The organism is Pseudodesulfovibrio sp. lm2024 (assembly GCF_051175575.1).
GTDB lineage: Bacteria > Desulfobacterota > Desulfovibrionia > Desulfovibrionales > Desulfovibrionaceae > Pseudodesulfovibrio > Pseudodesulfovibrio caledoniensis.
In genome coordinates this window covers 2,616,263-2,634,544 of record NZ_CP195092.1, presented here as the reverse complement: position 1 = coordinate 2,634,544, position 18,282 = coordinate 2,616,263, and the positions used below count along the sequence as shown (strand labels likewise).

At 59.9% G+C, this 18,282-nt stretch carries 8 protein-coding genes; 7 read left to right on the top strand and 1 reads right to left on the bottom strand.

Going from position 1 to position 18,282, the window contains the following annotated elements:
• The first annotated feature begins 495 nt into the window (after positions 1 to 495).
• From ACR42D_RS12560 to ACR42D_RS12535, 6 genes are all read left to right on the top strand, one after another.
• Positions 496 to 738, top strand: a complete 243-nt coding sequence (locus ACR42D_RS12560) for a GlsB/YeaQ/YmgE family stress response membrane protein (RefSeq protein ID WP_484567135.1) — start codon at positions 496 to 498, stop codon at positions 736 to 738.
• Positions 739 to 953: 215 nt separating this feature from the next.
• Positions 954 to 1,133 carry a hypothetical protein gene (locus ACR42D_RS12555; protein WP_484567134.1) on the top strand — a complete coding sequence of 60 codons (180 nt, stop codon included), beginning with the start codon at positions 954 to 956 and terminating at the stop codon, positions 1,131 to 1,133.
• Positions 1,134 to 1,254: 121 nt separating this feature from the next.
• Positions 1,255 to 4,290 carry a chemotaxis protein CheB gene (locus tag ACR42D_RS12550; protein WP_484567133.1) on the top strand — a complete coding sequence of 1,012 codons (3,036 nt, stop codon included), beginning with the start codon at positions 1,255 to 1,257 and terminating at the stop codon, positions 4,288 to 4,290.
• Positions 4,287 to 5,510, top strand: a complete 1,224-nt coding sequence (locus tag ACR42D_RS12545; protein WP_484567132.1) for a PAS domain S-box protein — start codon at positions 4,287 to 4,289, stop codon at positions 5,508 to 5,510. The genes ACR42D_RS12550 and ACR42D_RS12545 overlap by 4 nt, the downstream gene beginning before the upstream one ends.
• A gap of 503 nt (positions 5,511 to 6,013) precedes the next feature.
• Complete coding sequence (locus tag ACR42D_RS12540; RefSeq protein WP_484567131.1) at positions 6,014 to 7,093, top strand: ATP-binding protein; 1,080 nt, start codon at positions 6,014 to 6,016, stop codon at positions 7,091 to 7,093.
• Between the two features lie 83 nt (positions 7,094 to 7,176).
• Positions 7,177 to 7,551, top strand: coding sequence for a hypothetical protein (locus ACR42D_RS12535; RefSeq protein WP_484567130.1), 375 nt, complete (start codon positions 7,177 to 7,179; stop codon positions 7,549 to 7,551).
• Positions 7,552 to 7,590: 39 nt separating this feature from the next.
• Here ACR42D_RS12535 and ACR42D_RS12530 read toward each other — a convergent pair whose 3' ends face one another.
• Positions 7,591 to 9,069: a B12-binding domain-containing radical SAM protein gene (locus ACR42D_RS12530; RefSeq protein WP_484567129.1), complete on the bottom strand. Its 1,479-nt coding sequence runs from the start codon at positions 9,067 to 9,069 to the stop codon at positions 7,591 to 7,593.
• 401 nt (positions 9,070 to 9,470) lie between these two features.
• Here ACR42D_RS12530 and ACR42D_RS12525 point away from each other — a divergent pair, with 401 nt between their 5' ends.
• Positions 9,471 to 18,254 (top strand): glycoside hydrolase family 94 protein, encoded by an 8,784-nt coding sequence (locus ACR42D_RS12525; RefSeq protein ID WP_484567128.1) that lies wholly within the window; start codon positions 9,471 to 9,473, stop codon positions 18,252 to 18,254.
• Positions 18,255 to 18,282: the final 28 nt, after the last annotated feature.

The window sequence follows — 18,282 nt, the reverse complement described above, 5'->3', positions numbered from 1 at the left end:
GCCACACCAATCCGTATTTTTCACTTTTGGCCAGATGCCCATGGCTTGTTCGGAGATCAGAGAAATGGTCGGAGGCGCGAACCTGCACGTCCCGTCCTCTTTATAATTCGTTTGAACCGCGAGATAATAACGACAGTTTTCGCACACTTCATCCACGGGAGCTCTCCTCCAGAGTAGTGACCACGAGCCGGAATTGGCACTGAGTCCTGTCTCAGACGGTATGCCTCTCGTGGATTTGGGTCAATCGTGCACTCAGAAAACAGAGCTCCTGGTGATGAGTTCGTTCCCTTGGGTCACTTAACGATAGATTTGAGTTGGACATGGTATGGAGTTGTGCCGCTGTTTCGATCCAAGCCGGTTTCTGTCCACCGTGTAGGTTCAGTTTTCCTGGAGCGATTGTGCATTCGCTGTATCAATTTAATTTATAGTGTTTATTGTTGCTGTATATGCTAAACTGAAACCAGTTGAATATCTTTTTAATCTCAGGGGGACTTCATGATTGCTATATTCTGGTTCGTATTGATAGGACTCGTTGCCGGCTGGCTGGCCGGGATGCTTATGAAAGGCGGATTCGGTCTCATCGGAGATATCGTCGTCGGTATTTTAGGGGCGGTGATAGGCGGATACGTCTTCGGGCTTCTTGGGATCAACTCGGGCGGACTGCTCGGGGCAATAGTCACAGCGACAGTAGGCGCGGTGATCCTGATTTTCATTTTGCGCCTGTTCAGAAAAGCCTGATCGACGTACTCCATGGCACCCGCCGTTTAAGCTTCCGCAGCCCTCCATACTCGCTGAAACACGCATAGCCGTTCCGCGCGTCCTTGCCGCGCCCACACGGCTCCACACTGTAGCATTACCCGTTGAGATTCTGGTTCCATTCGGACTCTTTGCTGTTTGCTCCCTCGCAGGACCAATCGACGGGCACCACAAAGATGCAGGCCTTGGGAGAGGCGGTGGACGATGCCGCCATCACCGCCATGGCCGAGAGGACGTTGTTCTGTCATTGTTCAACCGGCACCCTGAACTACAAGGCCGGAAGTTATGCCGAGAAGGACCTGGCCGGAAAGTTCGCGGATGACGTTCACGGCGTGAAGAAGGTGGTCAACAGTATTACCTCTGTAGAGACGCCTTGAGGTAGTAAGCCGGGGAGGCTGGTGGAGGGAAGCCCGAGGGCAACGCCCCGGCATCCGACATGGTCTTATCAGGCGACAATTGGCGTCGGACAAGGTATGAGGGGAAGAAGAAGGCAGGTTCATGAAAAAGAAAAAAGACACAACCGATTCCCAGCTGCAAAAGACTTCCCCCGTATCGAATGACAAAACCGTTCCCGATCCGGGGCGAGGGTCCGGATCGGCCTTTCCCATCGTGGGCATCGGCGCCTCGGCCGGAGGTCTGGCGGCTTTCGAAGCCTTTTTTTCCGGCATGCCCGCCGACGCCGATCCGGGGATGGCCTTCATCCTGGTGCAGCATCTGGCACCGGAGCACAAGAGCCTGCTGGCCGAGCTCATCCGCCGCTGCACCCGCATGAAGGTGTTCGAGGTGGAAGACGGCATGGAAGTCCGGCCCAACTGCATCTACATCATTCCGCCCAACCGCGACATGGCCTTTCTGCACGGCAGTCTGCACTTGATCGAACCGATCGCTCCACGGGGACAGCGGCTGCCCATTGACTATTTTTTCCGCTCCCTGGCTCAGAGCCTGCATGAATCGGCCATCGGCGTCGTGCTTTCCGGCACGGGCAGCGACGGCACCCTCGGTGTGCGGTCCATCAAGGGCGAAGGGGGCATGGTCATTGTCCAGACGCCCGAATCCTGCGAGCACGACGGCATGCCGCGCAGCGCCATTGCCACCGGCCTGGTGGATTACGAGCTGGTGCCGTCGGAGATGCCCGACCGGATCATCGCCTATGCGAACCATGCCTATGGTCCGCCCCCCCGGACGGCGCCCACACCCGTGACCGACAGTGCGCTGCGTAAAATTTGCATCCTGCTGCGCGCTCAGACCGGGCACGACTTTTCCCAGTACAAACCGAGCACCATTCATCGCCGCATTGAACGCCGAATGGCCGTGCATCAGATCGACACGCTGGATGCGTACATTCAATACCTGCGGCAAACCCCGATGGAGGTGGAAGCTCTTTTCCGCGACCTGCTCATCGGCGTGACCCGTTTTTTCCGCGATGCCGATGTGTTCAAGGCGCTTGAGGAAAAAGTCATCCCGAAACTTTTTGCCGGGAAGTCCCCGAATTCCTCCATCCGAATCTGGTCGGCGGGATGCTCCACCGGAGAGGAGGCTTACTCCATCGCCATTCTCCTTCAGGAGTATATGGAAAAGACCCGACAAACATTCAAGGTACAGGTCTTTGCCACAGACATTGACAGCCAGGCCATAGCCACGGCCCGAAGCGGGCTGTATCCGGCCAGCATCGCCACCGACGTCATACCGCAACGGCTGGCGCGGTTTTTCTCGGTTGAAGCCAATGGCGGCACCTACCGCATCCACAAAACGCTCCGCGACATACTGATCTTTTCGGAACAGGATGTGATCAAGGACCCGCCCTTCTCCAGGCTCGACTGCATCGTATGCCGCAACCTGCTCATCTACATGGGCGGGGAGTTGCAGAAAAAACTCATCCCGCTCTTCCATTACGCCTTGCGACCCGGCGGTTTCCTCTTTTTGGGCACATCGGAAACGGTGGGCGACTTTGGAGACCTGTTCACCGCCGTGGATCGCAAGTCGAAATTGTATCTGCGCAATGAAGCTGCGCGTGGCAGGCACTCCGCTACCATGGGCCGTTTCCTGCCGTCGACCACGGTCCTTGACTCGTCCCCCCTCCGGCCGACAGGCGTAAAGGAGGCCGCCCCCGCTAAACTGCCGTTGCGCGAATTGACCGAGCAGACGCTGCTGCAACGGTACGTCCCGGCGGGAGTGCTGGTCAACGCCCAGGGCGACATCCTCTACCTCCATGGGCGCACCGGCCAGTACCTGGAGCCCGCGCAAGGCGAAGCCGGCACCAACAACATCCTCAAGATGGCGCGGGAAGGATTGCGCCGAGGGCTGAGCACGGCCCTGCACAAGGCGCGATCGGCCGGTGAAACCGTTCGCAGCCAGGCTTTGCGGGTCAAGACCAACGGGCCCTTCACTTCGGTCGATCTGACGGTCTGCCCGGTGGCGGCCGACCATGCCGGGTTTTCCGCCCCCCTTTATCTGGTGGTCTTGAGGCCGACGTCGCAGGCCGACCTCGGGGCGGTGCAAAAATCCCATCTCCCGGACGTCGAGGATGGGGCAGAGAAACTGGCCAGAGAAAAGAATGAGATCGCGACATTGCGGCAAGAGCTGTTGGCCAACGAGGAGTATCTCCAAAGCACCATCGAGGAGCTGGAGACGTCCAACGAGGAACTCAACTCCTCCAACGAGGAAATGCAGTCCATCAATGAAGAACTGCAATCCTCGAACGAGGAGCTGGAAACCTCCAAGGAAGAGCTGCAATCCGTCAACGAGGAATTGTCCACCGTCAATGCCGAGCTGCAGAACAAGCTGATCGATCTGTCGCAGGCCAACAACGACATGAGCAACCTGCTTTCCGGCACGGGCATCGCCACGATATTCGTGGATCACCAGCTGTGCATTATGCGCTTCACCCCGGCCGCCACCCGGATCATCAACCTGATCCCGATCGATATCGGGCGGCCCGTCGGCCACATCGTCTCCAAGATGGTGGGTTACGACAACCTGGTTGGGGACGTGCGGTCCGTATTGGAGACGCTGCTCCCCAAGGATCTGGAGGTACAGACGGCGGACGGCAAATGGTACACGATGCGTATCCAGCCCTATCGCACCCTCGAGAACGTGATCGAAGGGGCGGTCATCACCTTTGTCGACATAACCGAGATGAAGAAATCCCACGAGTTGCTGCGGGAGGCCCATGGCCAAATCCGTCTGGCGGTGGTTGCGCGGGATTCGCTGGACGCCATTGCCGTCTTGGACACGAAGGGAGATATCCTGTCCTGGAATCCCTCGGCGGAGCACCTTTTCGGGTGGAGTGAAGGGGAGGCGCTGGCCATGAACATTCGGGATATGCTTCCGGAGGATATGCAGTCGCAGGAGCTGGAGAACATCCGGCAAGTCGCGGCGGGCGTCATGCCGGCGCCCTATGAGACGCGTCGCGTCCACAAGGACGGACAGACCTTGGATGTATGGCTTACGGCCAGCCCGCTGGCGGACGACGCGGGTCATGTCTATGCCATGGCAACCATACAACGGATGGCCCCGAGGAGGGACGCCCCATGACAGACAAGCTCAGACATCAAGCCGAAGCATTAATTCAGGCGGCTGAACCCGCGGACAAATCCCCTCTTTCTTCCGAGGCGGCGCAGCAGGCGCTCCACGAGTTGCGGGTCCATCAGATCGAGCTGGAGTTGCAGAACGAAGAATTGCGCCGGGCCCAGACGGAACTGGATGCCGTACGGGCGCGCTACTTTGATCTCTATGACATGGCCCCGGTCGGGTATTGCACGGTCAGCGAAAAGGGACTGGCCCTCGAGGCCAACCTCACCGCCGCGACACTGCTCGGTATGCTTCGTGGTGAAATGGTCGGACAGCCCTGGACCAGGTTTATCCATAAGGAGGACCAGGACATTTATTACCGGCACCGCAGAGAGCTCTTCAACAATACTTCGCCTACAGCGAGGGCGGAATGCGAATTGCGTCTGGTGAAAAAAGACGGGAGCGAGTTCTGGGCGCTTTTGACCGGCTCAATAGCCCCGGATGACGAAGGCGCTCCCGTTTGCCGCATCGTGATACACGACATTACGGCGCGCAAACAGGAAGAACAGTTCCGGGAGGACGTGCAAAGCATAATACATCACGACATCAAGGGGCCGCTCATCAGTTTGTATTCCTTGGCGGAATTGTTCGTGGAGGGGAACATGGACGCTGCCTTGATGGACGTTTTCCCGCAAGTCGTTCTCGGCGTCCGGCAAGTGATCCGTCTCATTGATGCCGCCGAGCCCTTGCGCGAGATGGAAAGGGGTGAATACACGCCGACGGAAACACTGCTTGAAGTCCATCAACTCCTTGAGTCCGTGAAGGATTCCCTGGCGATACTCTCCGCGCAGAACGATGTGACCATCATCCTCCAGCCTTCGGCGGAGTGCGTTGCCGGAAGGGCGCGGGTATGCGGAGAGGGCTTTCTCTTCGAAGACCTGTTCGCGAATCTGGTGAAAAATGCCATCGAGGCCTCTCCCGGCGGGGGGAGCGTGACCATCGCCTGTCGAGTGGATCCCGAAGCGGTGCACGTTGCCATCCACAATACCGGTGCGGTGCCTGAATCAATCCGGGACCGGTTCTTCGAGAAATACACCACTGCGGGCAAGCGGTTCGGCACGGGGTTGGGGACCTACAGCGCCCGGCTCATCACCGAGGCGCATGGCGGCCATATCGGGCTCGCCACATCCGAGGCCGACGAAACCACGGTCAGCATCTCGCTCCCCCGCTGCGACATCCGGTAGCGTCCCTTCAGTCCGGCCCGCCGGAAGCCCTTGTATCTCAAATAGGAATACGACGCCCTTTGCTCCAGGGGTAAAGCCTCATGGAGGTCTCTTCGAGTCGGATCGAGGCTTGTCGAGACTCGGTTCCACCTCTCGTGGCGGGTGTCCTGACCGCCGAAGAGGGTGGGGGGATGACGGTTGCCGATCTGGAGCGAGGCTCTCCCCCCCGTTAGGTTGTTCTACCAACACTCTGGGGCATCGGATCGAAACAATCCACATCGAATGGGATCGGCAACTCGCCAATTGCTCACGGCAAGTCTGGTTGATTTTATTATTGCTCCGCATCAACTGTTTTATGAAAATATGCAGTGACAATTCCAGGTCATGGAGTACTATGTAAATACTCACTGGCCTTTGTGTCTGCGTTTAAAATGGTGGGAATTCAATTTATAGTTTCAACCGTGCACATTGATTGAACATGATAATTGTATTGTAAATACGATGTTGCGGCAGGAGCCCAAACAATGGATATCAAAACATTCGAATCACCCGCACCCGAGGTCTGCGCCAGCAAGATTTTCGAAGCCTGCGGCGCAAAGTTCGATACGGACGTCGTTACCGATCTTTGGCAAAAAATCAGGCGGCATCAGTGGGTCCTATCCGAAAGATTGAACCGGGATGTCGGCTTCAAGATCGCCTGCAACGATTTTGTCGAGAATATCGGTACGGACAAGGAACTCGCCACGCACAACCAGGAAAAGCTGCTGGTGCAAATGGGCGCACAGGCCATCACCCGCGACATATGGGACACCATCTCCGATACCCAGCCGCCCAAGAAGTTGATACAAAAGAAGATCATTCTTCCTTTGGTTGAGGAGGAACTCTCTCGGAAGCATGGCGTCACTCCACCCAAGACCATCATTTTCTTCGGCCCTCCCGGCACGGGTAAAACCCATTTCGTCAAGGCGATGGCCGGAAGGCTGGCGTGGTGGTACGTGGAAATCATGCCGAGCATGCTCATGGTCGACGGAGTGGACAAAATCGGCGCCCACCTGCGTAATGTGATGGAGAAGGCGCGAGACCTGGAAGAAGTCGTCATATTCATAGACGAATTCGAAGAACTTGCAGGCAATCGGGACAGAGCCAGTCGTATAGACAGGTCCATCACCAATGAGTTTCTCAAGCAGGTCCCGCTTATCAAAAGCCATACCAGCAAGGTGCTGCTCGTCTGCGCGACCAACTACATTCGCCAACTGGACGCCGCCCTGCTGCGGCCTGGGCGATTTGATTGCATCATCCCGGTCGGGACTCTCGACGAGAGCGGAAGAGAAACCATTCTGAAATATTTCTTGTCCAAGATGAACGTAGGCGCCATCGATTTGGCGCGTATCATCGCCTTGACGGGAAAATACACCCCGGCCGACATCGAATACCTCTTTCAGACCATCGCTCAGCACGCCTTTGAAGAAGAATGCGAAAGCGGGAGCAACGTTCCGGTGACAACGGACGCCATCGTCCAGGCCATTGCAACCTTCACCCCCTCACTGACGGAGGGCGCGATCGAGGAATTCAAGGAAGACATCATCAAATACTCACGCGCTTGATCCGCGCGGGTTTCCGCGAGCAGCTTCCGCCATCACTTCGGCCGCCGGATTTCGGCAAAATGTCAACGCAACAAGGAGAGCATATGAGCACTCAATTGTCATTCACCAAGCAGGAGCAGGGAGCCCGCAGCCGGTTCCGCGAGTTGCTGACCCAGGCCGAATCAACGGAAGACGTGAAGAAATTCTTCTATCAGACGGTGCGGGATCTACTCATGGACGTCTGCGGCACGCTGCCCGCTTTCAACATTCAGGACGTCCAGCTCGACCTGGATCAGGGCGAAGGCTATACGCTTTCGGACCGCCTGATGAACGAAGCGGATCTGAGCAATCTGATGCATGGCTCCGACCTGGATGACATCCTGGGGCGCTTGTCGAAAAACGCATGGAACCGCTACCGCCAATTGGAAAAGAATCCGGCCAAGAGCGAACAGAAAATCTATCCCATTCCGGGCAGTTGATCGGTCCATACACAGGGGGCTCCGTGCCCCCTGTTTTTCTCACACACCCATGATGCGCCGGGACACCCGGGAGAAATGCAAGCCTTGAATCGCAAGCTCGACCACGGCGGACAGGGCTTTCGGCTTGGTCAGCAGCGTCCTCAGCACCAGTTTCCAGTAGAGGACGCGGGCGGGTGAGGCTATCCCGACAGCCCACATGCTCTTCAAAAAAGCCTGAACATCCGTCCGCACCATTTTCCCTCTTGCCGTGGGCGCGTAGGAAGCGAGAAATGTGCTGATCCGGTCATAGTATTCCCTGGGAGAGTAAAGCTCACTCACGAGTTTCCGGTACCCCTCCAGCAGGGCTTCGCATCCCATGCGGGGATTGAAGTTCACGCAGGCGTCGGTATTCTCTCCGCTCAATTCGCCAAGCAATCTCCCCTCTGATTTGAGCCGGTTCCAAAGTCTCGTATGCGGCATCGCATTGAGAACCCCGATCATGGCCGTCACGACCCCGATCTCCTGAATGAATCGGAATTGCTGCCCAAAAATCGATGTGGTGTCGTTGTCGAAGCCCACGATGAAACCACCCATCACCTGCATGCCGTGTTGGTGAATGTCCCGAATCGCCGAGCTGAAATCGGTGGTTACGTTCTGTTTTTTTCCACATTCGACCAGGCTTTCCGTGGAGGGCGTTTCAATGCCGATGAAAACCTTGTGGAAGTTCGCCGCACTCATCATCTCCATGAGTTCATTGTCCCGCGCCAGATTTATACTGGCCTCGGTCATGAGCTTGAAGGGGTAACCGTGCAGTCTCTGCCATTCGGCGAGCCTGGGCAGAAACTCCTTCACCCGGACTATGTTCCCGATAAAGTTGTCGTCCACGATAAAGACGGACTCCCTCCATCCGGCATCATACAGACTTTGGATCTCCCGCATCATCTGATCGGGATTTTTCACACGAGGGCGCCGTCCGTTCATGGCCACGATGTCGCAAAACTCGCAATCAAAGGGGCAACCGCGGGAATACTGCACCGACATGGAGATATAATCCTTCATTCTCAGCAGGTTCCACGCCGGAAGTGGCGTGATGTCCAAATCGGGGTGTTCGGAGGACGTATATTGCTTCTTGGCTACTCCCCGTTCGAAGTCCCGCAGAAATTCGGGCATGACGGTTTCCGATTCACCGATGATGAAATGATCCACATCGGGAAACTGCTCCAGATGCGACCTGAAGGCCGGGCCTCCCGCGATCACGATTTTGCCGGCTTCCCTGGCGCGCTTCATGATTTTCCTCGCGCTGGGAAGCTGCACCATCATGGCGCTGATCAGGACCACGTCCGCCCATTCGAGATCGGCGTTGCCCAGAGGGGCGACATTCGTGTCCACCAGGCGTTTTTCCCATTCCGCCGGAAGCATCGCGGCCACGGTGAGCAAGCCGAGCGGGGGAAAGGCCGCCTTTTTGGAGACAAAGGACAGTATACTCTTGAAACTCCAAAACGTATCCGGATAAGCAGGATAGACAAGAAGAGCGTTCATAATTTGTTACCTCATAGATACAATACCACTTTCAGAGTAATTCACAATCAGATTCATATGATTGTTTGATGTGGAGATGACATTTGTGCGTATATTAAGAGTTGGCGAATTAATACTTGCTGTTACAGATATTTTTTTAGCCAGATGATTATATTTGCAATGGTTGCCCTATCTGCGGGCTAAAATTTGCGCTATTAATTAAACTACTCGGACACTCGCGCCTTCCAGGACGTGTTTACTCGTCAAGACGTCCCGGCCGGTAGGAATTCCTTCCATGTCCGTACCGAACCTTCACCGAAAATTGATCAGTCCGTGAAAGCGGTTTCGCAGGCCCTCCCACCGGCGAGCCCTGTTTCAATCCGTACGACCCCGCCACTGTTTCGGCGGCAGGAGATATCGATATGGGCATGAGCCACAAGGACATGGGCGACAGGCTTTCCGAAGTCTGGTCTCGCCTGCGCGAATCAGTCTGGGACACGAAGAGGGTGGAAGAGGAGCCGTCCCTGCGCTCGACACTGTTCAACGCCGATCAGATGGGGCAGCACGGCAAGATTCTTGCGGAGTCGCACAAGCTGACGGCAAGGCGCTCCAGGGACCGTCTGCTTGCGCGACTGGCTGAAAACCGGGCCGTGCTGTTCGATGTCCATACGCAACTCACCGAGGACGTGAAGATGGGCCGCCGGATTTCCCCTGCCGGGGAATGGCTGCTGGACAATTTTTATGTGATAGAGGAACAGATCCGCACCGCCGGGCTTCACCTTCCCAAGGGCTACAGCCGGGAGCTTCCGCGCCTGGCCGGCGGCTCTTCGGCGGGCCTCCCGAGGGTGTACGACCTCGCCCTGGAAAGCATTTCCCACAGTGACGGACAGGTGGCCCCGGAGAGCCTGAGAAGTATCGTGGTGGCCTATCAGTCCGTGGTCCCTCTGAACTTGGGCGAACTCTGGGCCATTCCGATCATGCTGCGCCTGGCGCTCATCGAGAATCTGCGCCGGGTGGCCGTCCGCATCGCCCGCCATAGAGCTGACCGCAACCGCGCCGAATTCTGGGCCGACCAGATGACTAGAGTTGCCGCCAAACAACCGCAGGACCTGATCCTGACCATAGCCGACATGGCCCGTTCCAATCCGCCCCTGGCGAGTTCGTTCGTGGCCGAACTTTCGCGCCGTCTGCACGGCAAGGGCCCGGCCCTGGCCCTGCCGTTGACCTGGATCGAGCAGCAGTTGTCCGGAACCGGCCTGACCATCGAGCAGTTGGTGTACCTGGAAAACCAGCAACAATCCGCCGACCAGGCCTCTATGAGCAACAGCATCGGCAGCCTGCGCTTCCTCGGCGTAATGGACTGGAGCGAATTCGTCGAGTCCACGAGTCTTGTCGAGAAGGCTTTGGGCGAGGATCCTGCCAAGGCATATGGCGCCATGGATTTTGCCACGCGTGATCGCTATCGCCATGTGGTGGAGCGGATGGCCAGGAGGAGCCCTTTTTCAGAGGTTGAGGTCGCGCACAGGGCCATCCACTTGGCCCGGGAGGGCGCAACTGTTCATGGCGAAGACTCTCTCACAGCCCATGTCGGATACTATCTCATCGACAAGGGCTTTGGCCGACTTGCTCAATCTGCGCAAGCGCACAACTCGTTTGCCGAGCGCCTGTGCGTGCCGGGCGGCCGGTTCCCCCTGCTGCTTTATGGCGGCGGCATCCCGCTCTTGTCGATGCTCTTCGCCGGAGGTTTGGCGGTCAGGGCGCAGGCCGATGGCCTGCACGGGTATGGGCTGGCTCTGATGTGCCTGCTCCTGCTCGCATGCACCAGCCATTTGGCGGTGGCCCTGGCGAACTGGGTGGCAACCCTGCTGACCACGCCGCACGTCTTGCCGCGCCTGGATTTCTCCAAGGGCATTCCGCAGGACCAGCGTGCCCTGGTCGTCATTCCGACCATGATTACCAACGCCCCGGCCATCGAAGGCCTGGCCAAGGCCCTGGAAGTCCGTTTTCTGGCCAATAGAGACAAATACCTGCATTTCGGATTGCTTACGGATTTCAGCGATGCGGCCCAGGAGACACTGCCCGACGATGCTTCCCTGCTGCTTCTGGCCCGCCAGTGCATAGAGGGGCTGAACAGGCGGTACCCGAGCGCGACAGGCGACACCTTTTACCTGTTCCACCGGCCGCGCCGCTTCAACTCCCAGGAGCGGATCTGGATGGGCTATGAGCGCAAGCGTGGCAAGCTGGCGTGTTTGAACGGCCTGTTGCGCGACGGCCTGTCAGCGCCCTTTTCCCTCATTGTTGGCGACGCAAGCGTGCTGCGCGGGGCGAAATACGTCATCACCCTGGACACCGACACGCAGCTGCCCCGCGATTGCGCCCGGCAATTGGTGGGGGCCATGGCCCATCCGCTGAACCGTCCCCGCTACGACGCGCATGCCCGGCGGGTGGTCGGCGGCTACGGGATTCTCCAACCGCGCGTGACCACCAGCCTGTCCGGAACCAACCGGTCCCGATATGCGCGCATGTGCGCCAGCGAAGTCGGCATCGACCCATACACCCGGGCGGTCTCCGACGTATACCAGGACCTGTTCGGCGAAGGCTCGTTCATCGGCAAAGGCATCTACGAGGTCGAGGCCTTCGAGCGCATCCTTGGCGCGTGTTTTCCGGAAAACCGCATCTTGAGCCATGATCTCCTGGAGGGTTGCTATGCCCGGGCCGGACTTCTGAGCGACGTGCAGTTGTTCGAGGATTATCCCTCCAGCTACGCCGAGGATGTGAAACGCAGAACGCGCTGGATTCGCGGCGATTGGCAGATCGCACGGTGGCTGTTGCCCGGCGTTCCCGGCGCCGACGGCTCGTGCCGGAAAAACCCGCTCTCGCTCCTGTCGCGGTGGAAGATCCTGGACAACCTGCGGCGCAGTCTGACCGCCCTTGCGCTGATCCTGCTCCTGTTGGCGGGATGGACTGTTCCGGCTTCCGCCTGGTTCTGGACCCTGGCCGTGAGCGGCATCATTCTGCTGCCGTCGGTCATCGCTGCGGTGTTGAACGCGCTGCAAAAACCCGTGAACCTGTCCCTGGGGCAGCACCTCGTCACCGCAATGGAGCTGCTGCCCAAACATTTCGCCCAGGCATTTTTTGCCCTGGTCTGCCTGCCCCATGAGGCCTTCTACAGCCTGAAAGCCGTGGCAGGCACCATCTGGCGGATGCTTATCACGCATCGGGGACTCCTTGAATGGGAGCCGTCGGGCGGGGAGGGGAGCAAGAACCGCATGGACCTCGTTGGCTCGTACGGGAACATGTGGTTTGGACCGTTCCTCGCCATGGCCACGGCCTTCGCCCTTGGTGCGGCCAACCCGCCTGCGTTGCTTGCGGCCGGGCCGGTGTTGAGCCTCTGGTTTCTCTCCCCGGTCCTGGCCTGGTGGCTCGGTCTTCCGCTTACCCGCCGCCAGGAACGGCTCACGGAAGGCCAGGCCCTGTTCCTGCGCGGAATAGCCCGCAAGACCTGGCGTTTCTTCGAGACCTTTGTCGGCCCGGAGGACAACTACCTGCCGCCGGACAACTTCCAGGAACGGCCCGAAGCCGTCATCGCGCACCGCACCTCGCCCACTAACATGGGTCTGGCCCTCCTGGCGAATCTTTCCGCGTTCGATTTCGGCTTCATCTCTTGCGGACGGGTGATGGAGCGGACCTCGCGGGCTCTGGAAAGCATGGAGCGGATGGACCGGCACGAGGGCCATTTCTTCAACTGGTACGACACCCGCACCTTGCAGCCGCTTGCGCCGCGCTATATCTCCTCCGTCGATTCCGGGAATCTGGCAGGGCATCTCCTGACCCTGCGGGCGGGGCTTTTCGCACTGACCGAGGACCATATCCTTTCTCCCCGGCTGTTTGAAAGCCTGGGCGACATCCTGGATATCGCCCAGGACGACCTGTCTGGCGACCTGCCAACCGCTGTCGCGTCCCGGATGGACGCACTGCGCCGGGATGTGACCGAGGCCGCGCTCAATCCGCCCGTCACCTTGAGCGCCACGCGGTTGTGCCTCGAAAGACTGAAGATATCGGTGGCGGCAGTGACCGACAGCCGGGATTTCCAGACCGCCGCCCCCGACAACTCGTTCCGCTGGTGGCTCCAGGCCTTTGCCGGGCAATGCGGGGACGCCCTGGCCGAACTGGACCTGCTGACCCCGTGGGCGGCGTCTTCCCGCGAATTCCCCGAAGAATTGGCTTTTCTGGACGAGATTCCGACGTTGGGTGGGTTGGCTGTGCTGGAAACCCGGTTCGGGTCCGCCGCAACAGCGGCGCAGACAGCGGAAATGGGGGACATGATCAGTGCTGCCTGCCGGCAGGCCAAATCCAGAATGGGACGCCTGAACGCGCTCGCCCGGCATTGTGATGCCCTGGCCCGGATGGAATACGGATTTCTGTATGACAAGACGCGGCACCTGCTGGCCATCGGCTACAATGTGGACGAACGTCGCAGGGACCAGAGCTTCTACGATCTGCTGGCCTCGGAGGCGCGGCTCGCCACCTTTGTGGCCATCGCCCAGGGGCAGTTGCCGCAGGAGAGTTGGTTCGCCTTCGGGCGGTTGCTGACCTCCGCCGGAGGAGAGCCGATTCTGCTCTCCTGGAGCGGTTCCATGTTCGAATACCTGATGCCCAACCTGGTCATGCCCAGTTATGCGAACACGCTGCTTGACCAGACCTGCAAGGCGGCAGTGGCCCGGCAGATCGACTATGGCCGGAAAAACGGTGTACCCTGGGGAATTTCCGAATGCGGCTACTACGCCATAGACGCGCACCGGAACTACCAGTACCGCGCTTTTGGCGTGCCCGGCCTGGGGCTCAAGCGCGGCCTGGCCGAAGATCTTGTCATCGCGCCTTATGCCACGGCTCTGGCGCTTCTTGTTGCCCCGGAGAAGGCCTGCAAGAATCTGGAGCGCCTGGCGAAAGAGGGGCTCGAAGCCCGTTATGGCCTGTACGAGGCTGTCGACTACACACCGTCCCGTCTGCCGCGCGGCCAGAAAAGCGCCATGGTTCGGTCCTTCATGGCCCACCACCAGGGCATGACTCTCCTGGCCCTGGCCGGGGCACTGCTTGAGGGTCCGATGCAGCGGCGTTTCGAATCCGACGTCCGGTTCCTGGCCACACTTCCTCTGCTTCAGGAGCGCATCCCCCAATCGGCGGCTTTTTTCGCCCACACCACGGAACTTGCCGAGCATCACCATGCGGCCGGGGCCGCAGCCACGCCCATGCGTGTCTACGACACTCCCGACACGCCGAGCCCGGAGGTGCAACTGCTCTCCAACGGCCGTTACCATGTCATGATCACCAACGCCGGCGGTGGTTACAGCCGCTGGGGTGACATCGCCGTGACCCGCTGGCGCGAGGACCCCACCCGCGACAACTGGGGGACATTCTGCTACCTGCGCGACGTGGACAGTCGTGAATACTGGGCCACCACCCATCAGCCGACGCTCAGGCGCTCGAAGCATTTCGGGGCGATCTTCTCTGAAGGCAAGGCCGAATTCCAGTGCCGCGAGCAGAACTATGACGCGCATACCGAGATCGCCGTCTCACCCGAGGACGACATCGAGTTGCGCCGCCTGCGCATCACCAACCGCGCCCGCACGCGCCGGGCCATCGACGTGACCAGCTACACGGAAGTGGTTCTGGCGCCGCAGGCGTCGGACGCCCTGCATCCGGGCTTCAGCAGTCTCTTCGCGCAGACCGAAATCATCCCCGGGAACCGGGCCATCCTCTGTACCCGCAGGCCCCGTTCGCAGGACGAGAATCCGCCGTTCATGCTGCACATGATGGCCGTGCGCGGCCCCGGAGACACGGGCGCCTCCTGCGAGACCGACCGCATGCGCTTCATCGGCCGCGGCAATACCACCGCCGCCCCCCTGGCGCTGCAAGCGGATGACGACGGGTACGCGGACTCGCTCTCGAACAGTGAAGGGACGGTGCTTGACCCCATTGCCGCCATCCGTCAACGCGTCACCCTCGATCCGGGCGAGTCCGTGATCGTCGATATGATCTTCGGCATTTCGGAAACCCGCCAAGGGGCCCTTGGCCTGATGGAGAAATACCAGGACCCGCGCATGGCCGACCGCGTTTTCGACCTGGCCTGGACCCACAGCCAGGTCCAGCTGCGCCAGTTGAATGCCACGGAGGCCGAGGCGCAGCTCTATGGGAGGCTGGCCGGTTCGATCCTGTACGCCAATTCCGCGCTCCGGGTCGAAGCGGAAGTACTCATCAAAAATACCCGTGGGCAGTCCGGACTCTGGGGCTACTCCATTTCCGGGGACCTGCCCATCGTGCTGTTGCAGATCGAGGACGCGGCCAACATCGAGTTGGTGCGCCAACTGGTGCAGGCCCACGCCTATTGGCAGCTCAAGGGACTGGCGGTGGATCTGGTGATCTGGAATGAGGACCATGCCGGATACCGGCAGATTCTCCACGACCAGATCATGGGGCTCATCGCCGGAGGCCCCACGGCAAACCAGACGGACCGGCCCGGGGGAATATTCGTCCGGCCCGCGGACCGCATAGCGGAGGAGGATCGTATCCTGTTCAAGGCCGTGGCCCGAGTCGCCCTCTCCGACGCCCGGGGGACCTTGGCTGAACAAATCGGTGGTCACAGCCTGGCGGGAATAACAATGCCTCGACTCGTCCCGACACGCCCCCTGCGTGCAGCGCTCCCCGCCGTTGCGCCGCTGCCGCGAGAGGACCTGAGCTTCTCCAACGGCCTGGGCGGCTTTACCACGGACGGCAGGGAATACGTCATCACCACGGCCCACGGACAACGGACGCCCACACCATGGATCAACGTGCTGGCCAACTCGGATTTCGGTACCGTTATCTCCGAAAGCGGCATGGGCTGCACCTGGAGCGAGAACGCCCATGAATTTCGCCTGACCCCTTGGAGCAACGATCCGGTCAGCGATTCGCGGGGGGAGGCCTTTTATATCCGTGACGAGGAGCGGGGCCATTTCTGGTCGCCCACGCCGTTGCCCTGCCGCGGGACCACGTCCTACGTCACCCGTCACGGCTTCGGATACAGTGTCTTCGAGCACACCGAGCGCGGTGTCGTTAGTGAACTGTGGGTCTACGTGGCTCTTGATGACGCCGTCAAATTCGCTGTGCTGAAAGTCCGCAACGAGTCGGACAGAGCGCGCAGGCTTTCGGCCACCGGCTATGCCGAATGGGTGCTGGGAGATTTGCGCAGCAAGGCCGCCGAACACGTGGTCACTGAAATCGATCTGAACAGCGGGGCGCTTTTTGCCCGCAACGCCTACAACACCGAATTCAGCGGCCGGACGGCCTTCTTCGATGTTGACGAAACCACACGCACCGTGAGCGGCGACCGTGCGGAATTCATAGGCCGGGGGGGCACGTTGGAGGCCCCTGCCGCCATGACGCGTACCCGGCTTTCCGGCAGGGTGGGAGCCGCCCTTGATCCCTGTGCGGCCATTCAAGTGGCTTTTGACCTGGAGGCCGGGCAGGAGCGAGAGATCGTCTTCCGGCTCGGCATGGGGCGCGACGTCGCCGACGCCAGGAGCCTGGTCGAGCGCTACCGTGGACCGACCGCCGCGCGCATGGCCCTGGACAAGGTCTGGCAGCACTGGACGCACACCCTGGGGGCAGTGCATGTTGAGACCCCGGACCATGCGTTCAATATATTGGCAAACGGTTGGATCCTGTATCAGACCCTGTCCTGTCGCCTCTGGGCGCGTTGCGCAACCTATCAGTCCGGCGGCGCGTTCGGTTTTCGCGATCAGTTGCAGGATGTCATGGCCCTCATTCACGCCCGGCCGGAGCTCGTGCGCGAGCATTTGCTGCGCTGCGCCAGCCGTCAGTTCGAGGAAGGGGACGTGCAGCACTGGTGGCATCCTCCGACGGGCCGGGGCGTGCGCACCAATTGCTCCGACGACTATCTCTGGCTGCCGTACGCCGTGACCCGCTATGTGCGCGCCACCGGAGACACCGGCGTGCTGCACGAACCCGTGGGTTTCCTGCAAGGCCGGAGGCTGAAAGCGGACGAGGACTCCTACTATGACCTGCCGGGACAATCCGAAGAGATGGCCAGCCTGTACGGGCATTGCACCAGGGCCATCGAACACGGCCTTCGCTACGGCGTACACGGCCTGCCGCTCATGGGGTCAGGCGATTGGAACGACGGTATGGACCTTGTGGGCCGGAACGGCAGGGGCGAGAGCGTGTGGTTGGGCTTCTTCCTTTTCGACGTACTCAACGAGTTTGCCGCAATTGCCCGTTCCCATGGCGACGCCCCCTTTGCCGAACGCTGCGACACCGAGGCCGCGGGACTGCGCGGCAGTATCGAGGCCAATGGCTGGGACGGCGAGTGGTATCGCCGCGCCTACTTCGACGATGGCGCGCCGCTCGGTTCCTCGACGAACCCCGAGTGCCGGATCGACTCCATTGCCCAAAGCTGGTCAGTGCTCTCCGGGGCCGGAGAGTCGGAACGTTCACATCAGGCCATGGAGGCTGTGGACCAGCACCTGGTCCGCCGCGAGCAAGGGCTGGTGCAGTTGCTGGATCCTCCTTTCGACACCTCCCCGCTCAATCCCGGCTACATTAAAGGCTATGCTCCGGGGTTACGGGAAAACGGCGGCCAGTACACGCACGCAGCCATCTGGGCGGCCATGGCCTTTGCGCGGCTGGGCGACAATCGTCGTGCCTGGGATTTGTTCGGCATCATCAACCCCTTGAACCATGCACTCACGGCCAAACAGGCATCGGTTTACAAGGTCGAACCCTACGTCATGGCGGCGGATGTCTACGCGGTATCCCCCCATGTCGGTCGGGGCGGGTGGACTTGGTACACCGGCTCTGCGGCCTGGATGTATCGGTTGATGCTGGAATCGCTTCTCGGCCTCAGCCTTGAGGTGGACCGACTGCATTTTTCTCCCTGTTTACCGCCCGATTGGAAGGGGTTCACTCTGCATTACCGCTATCGGGAAACGGTATTCCACATCCAGGTTGTGCAGGTCTTGGAAGAGAAGGGAGAGTTGAGCGTGAGCCTGGACCGCATCCAGCAGCAGGATGGCTGCATTCCCCTGACGGATGATCGCAAGGAGCACTGGGCCGAGGTGCGGGTGCCGGTTTCAGGGGCAAGCACGCCGGCGGCAGAGTCTTTCATGAATGGGGGAAGGCCCGAACAACCGCCGGATGCCGACCTGTAGCCATAGGAGTAGTCCCACTGCTCCTCGA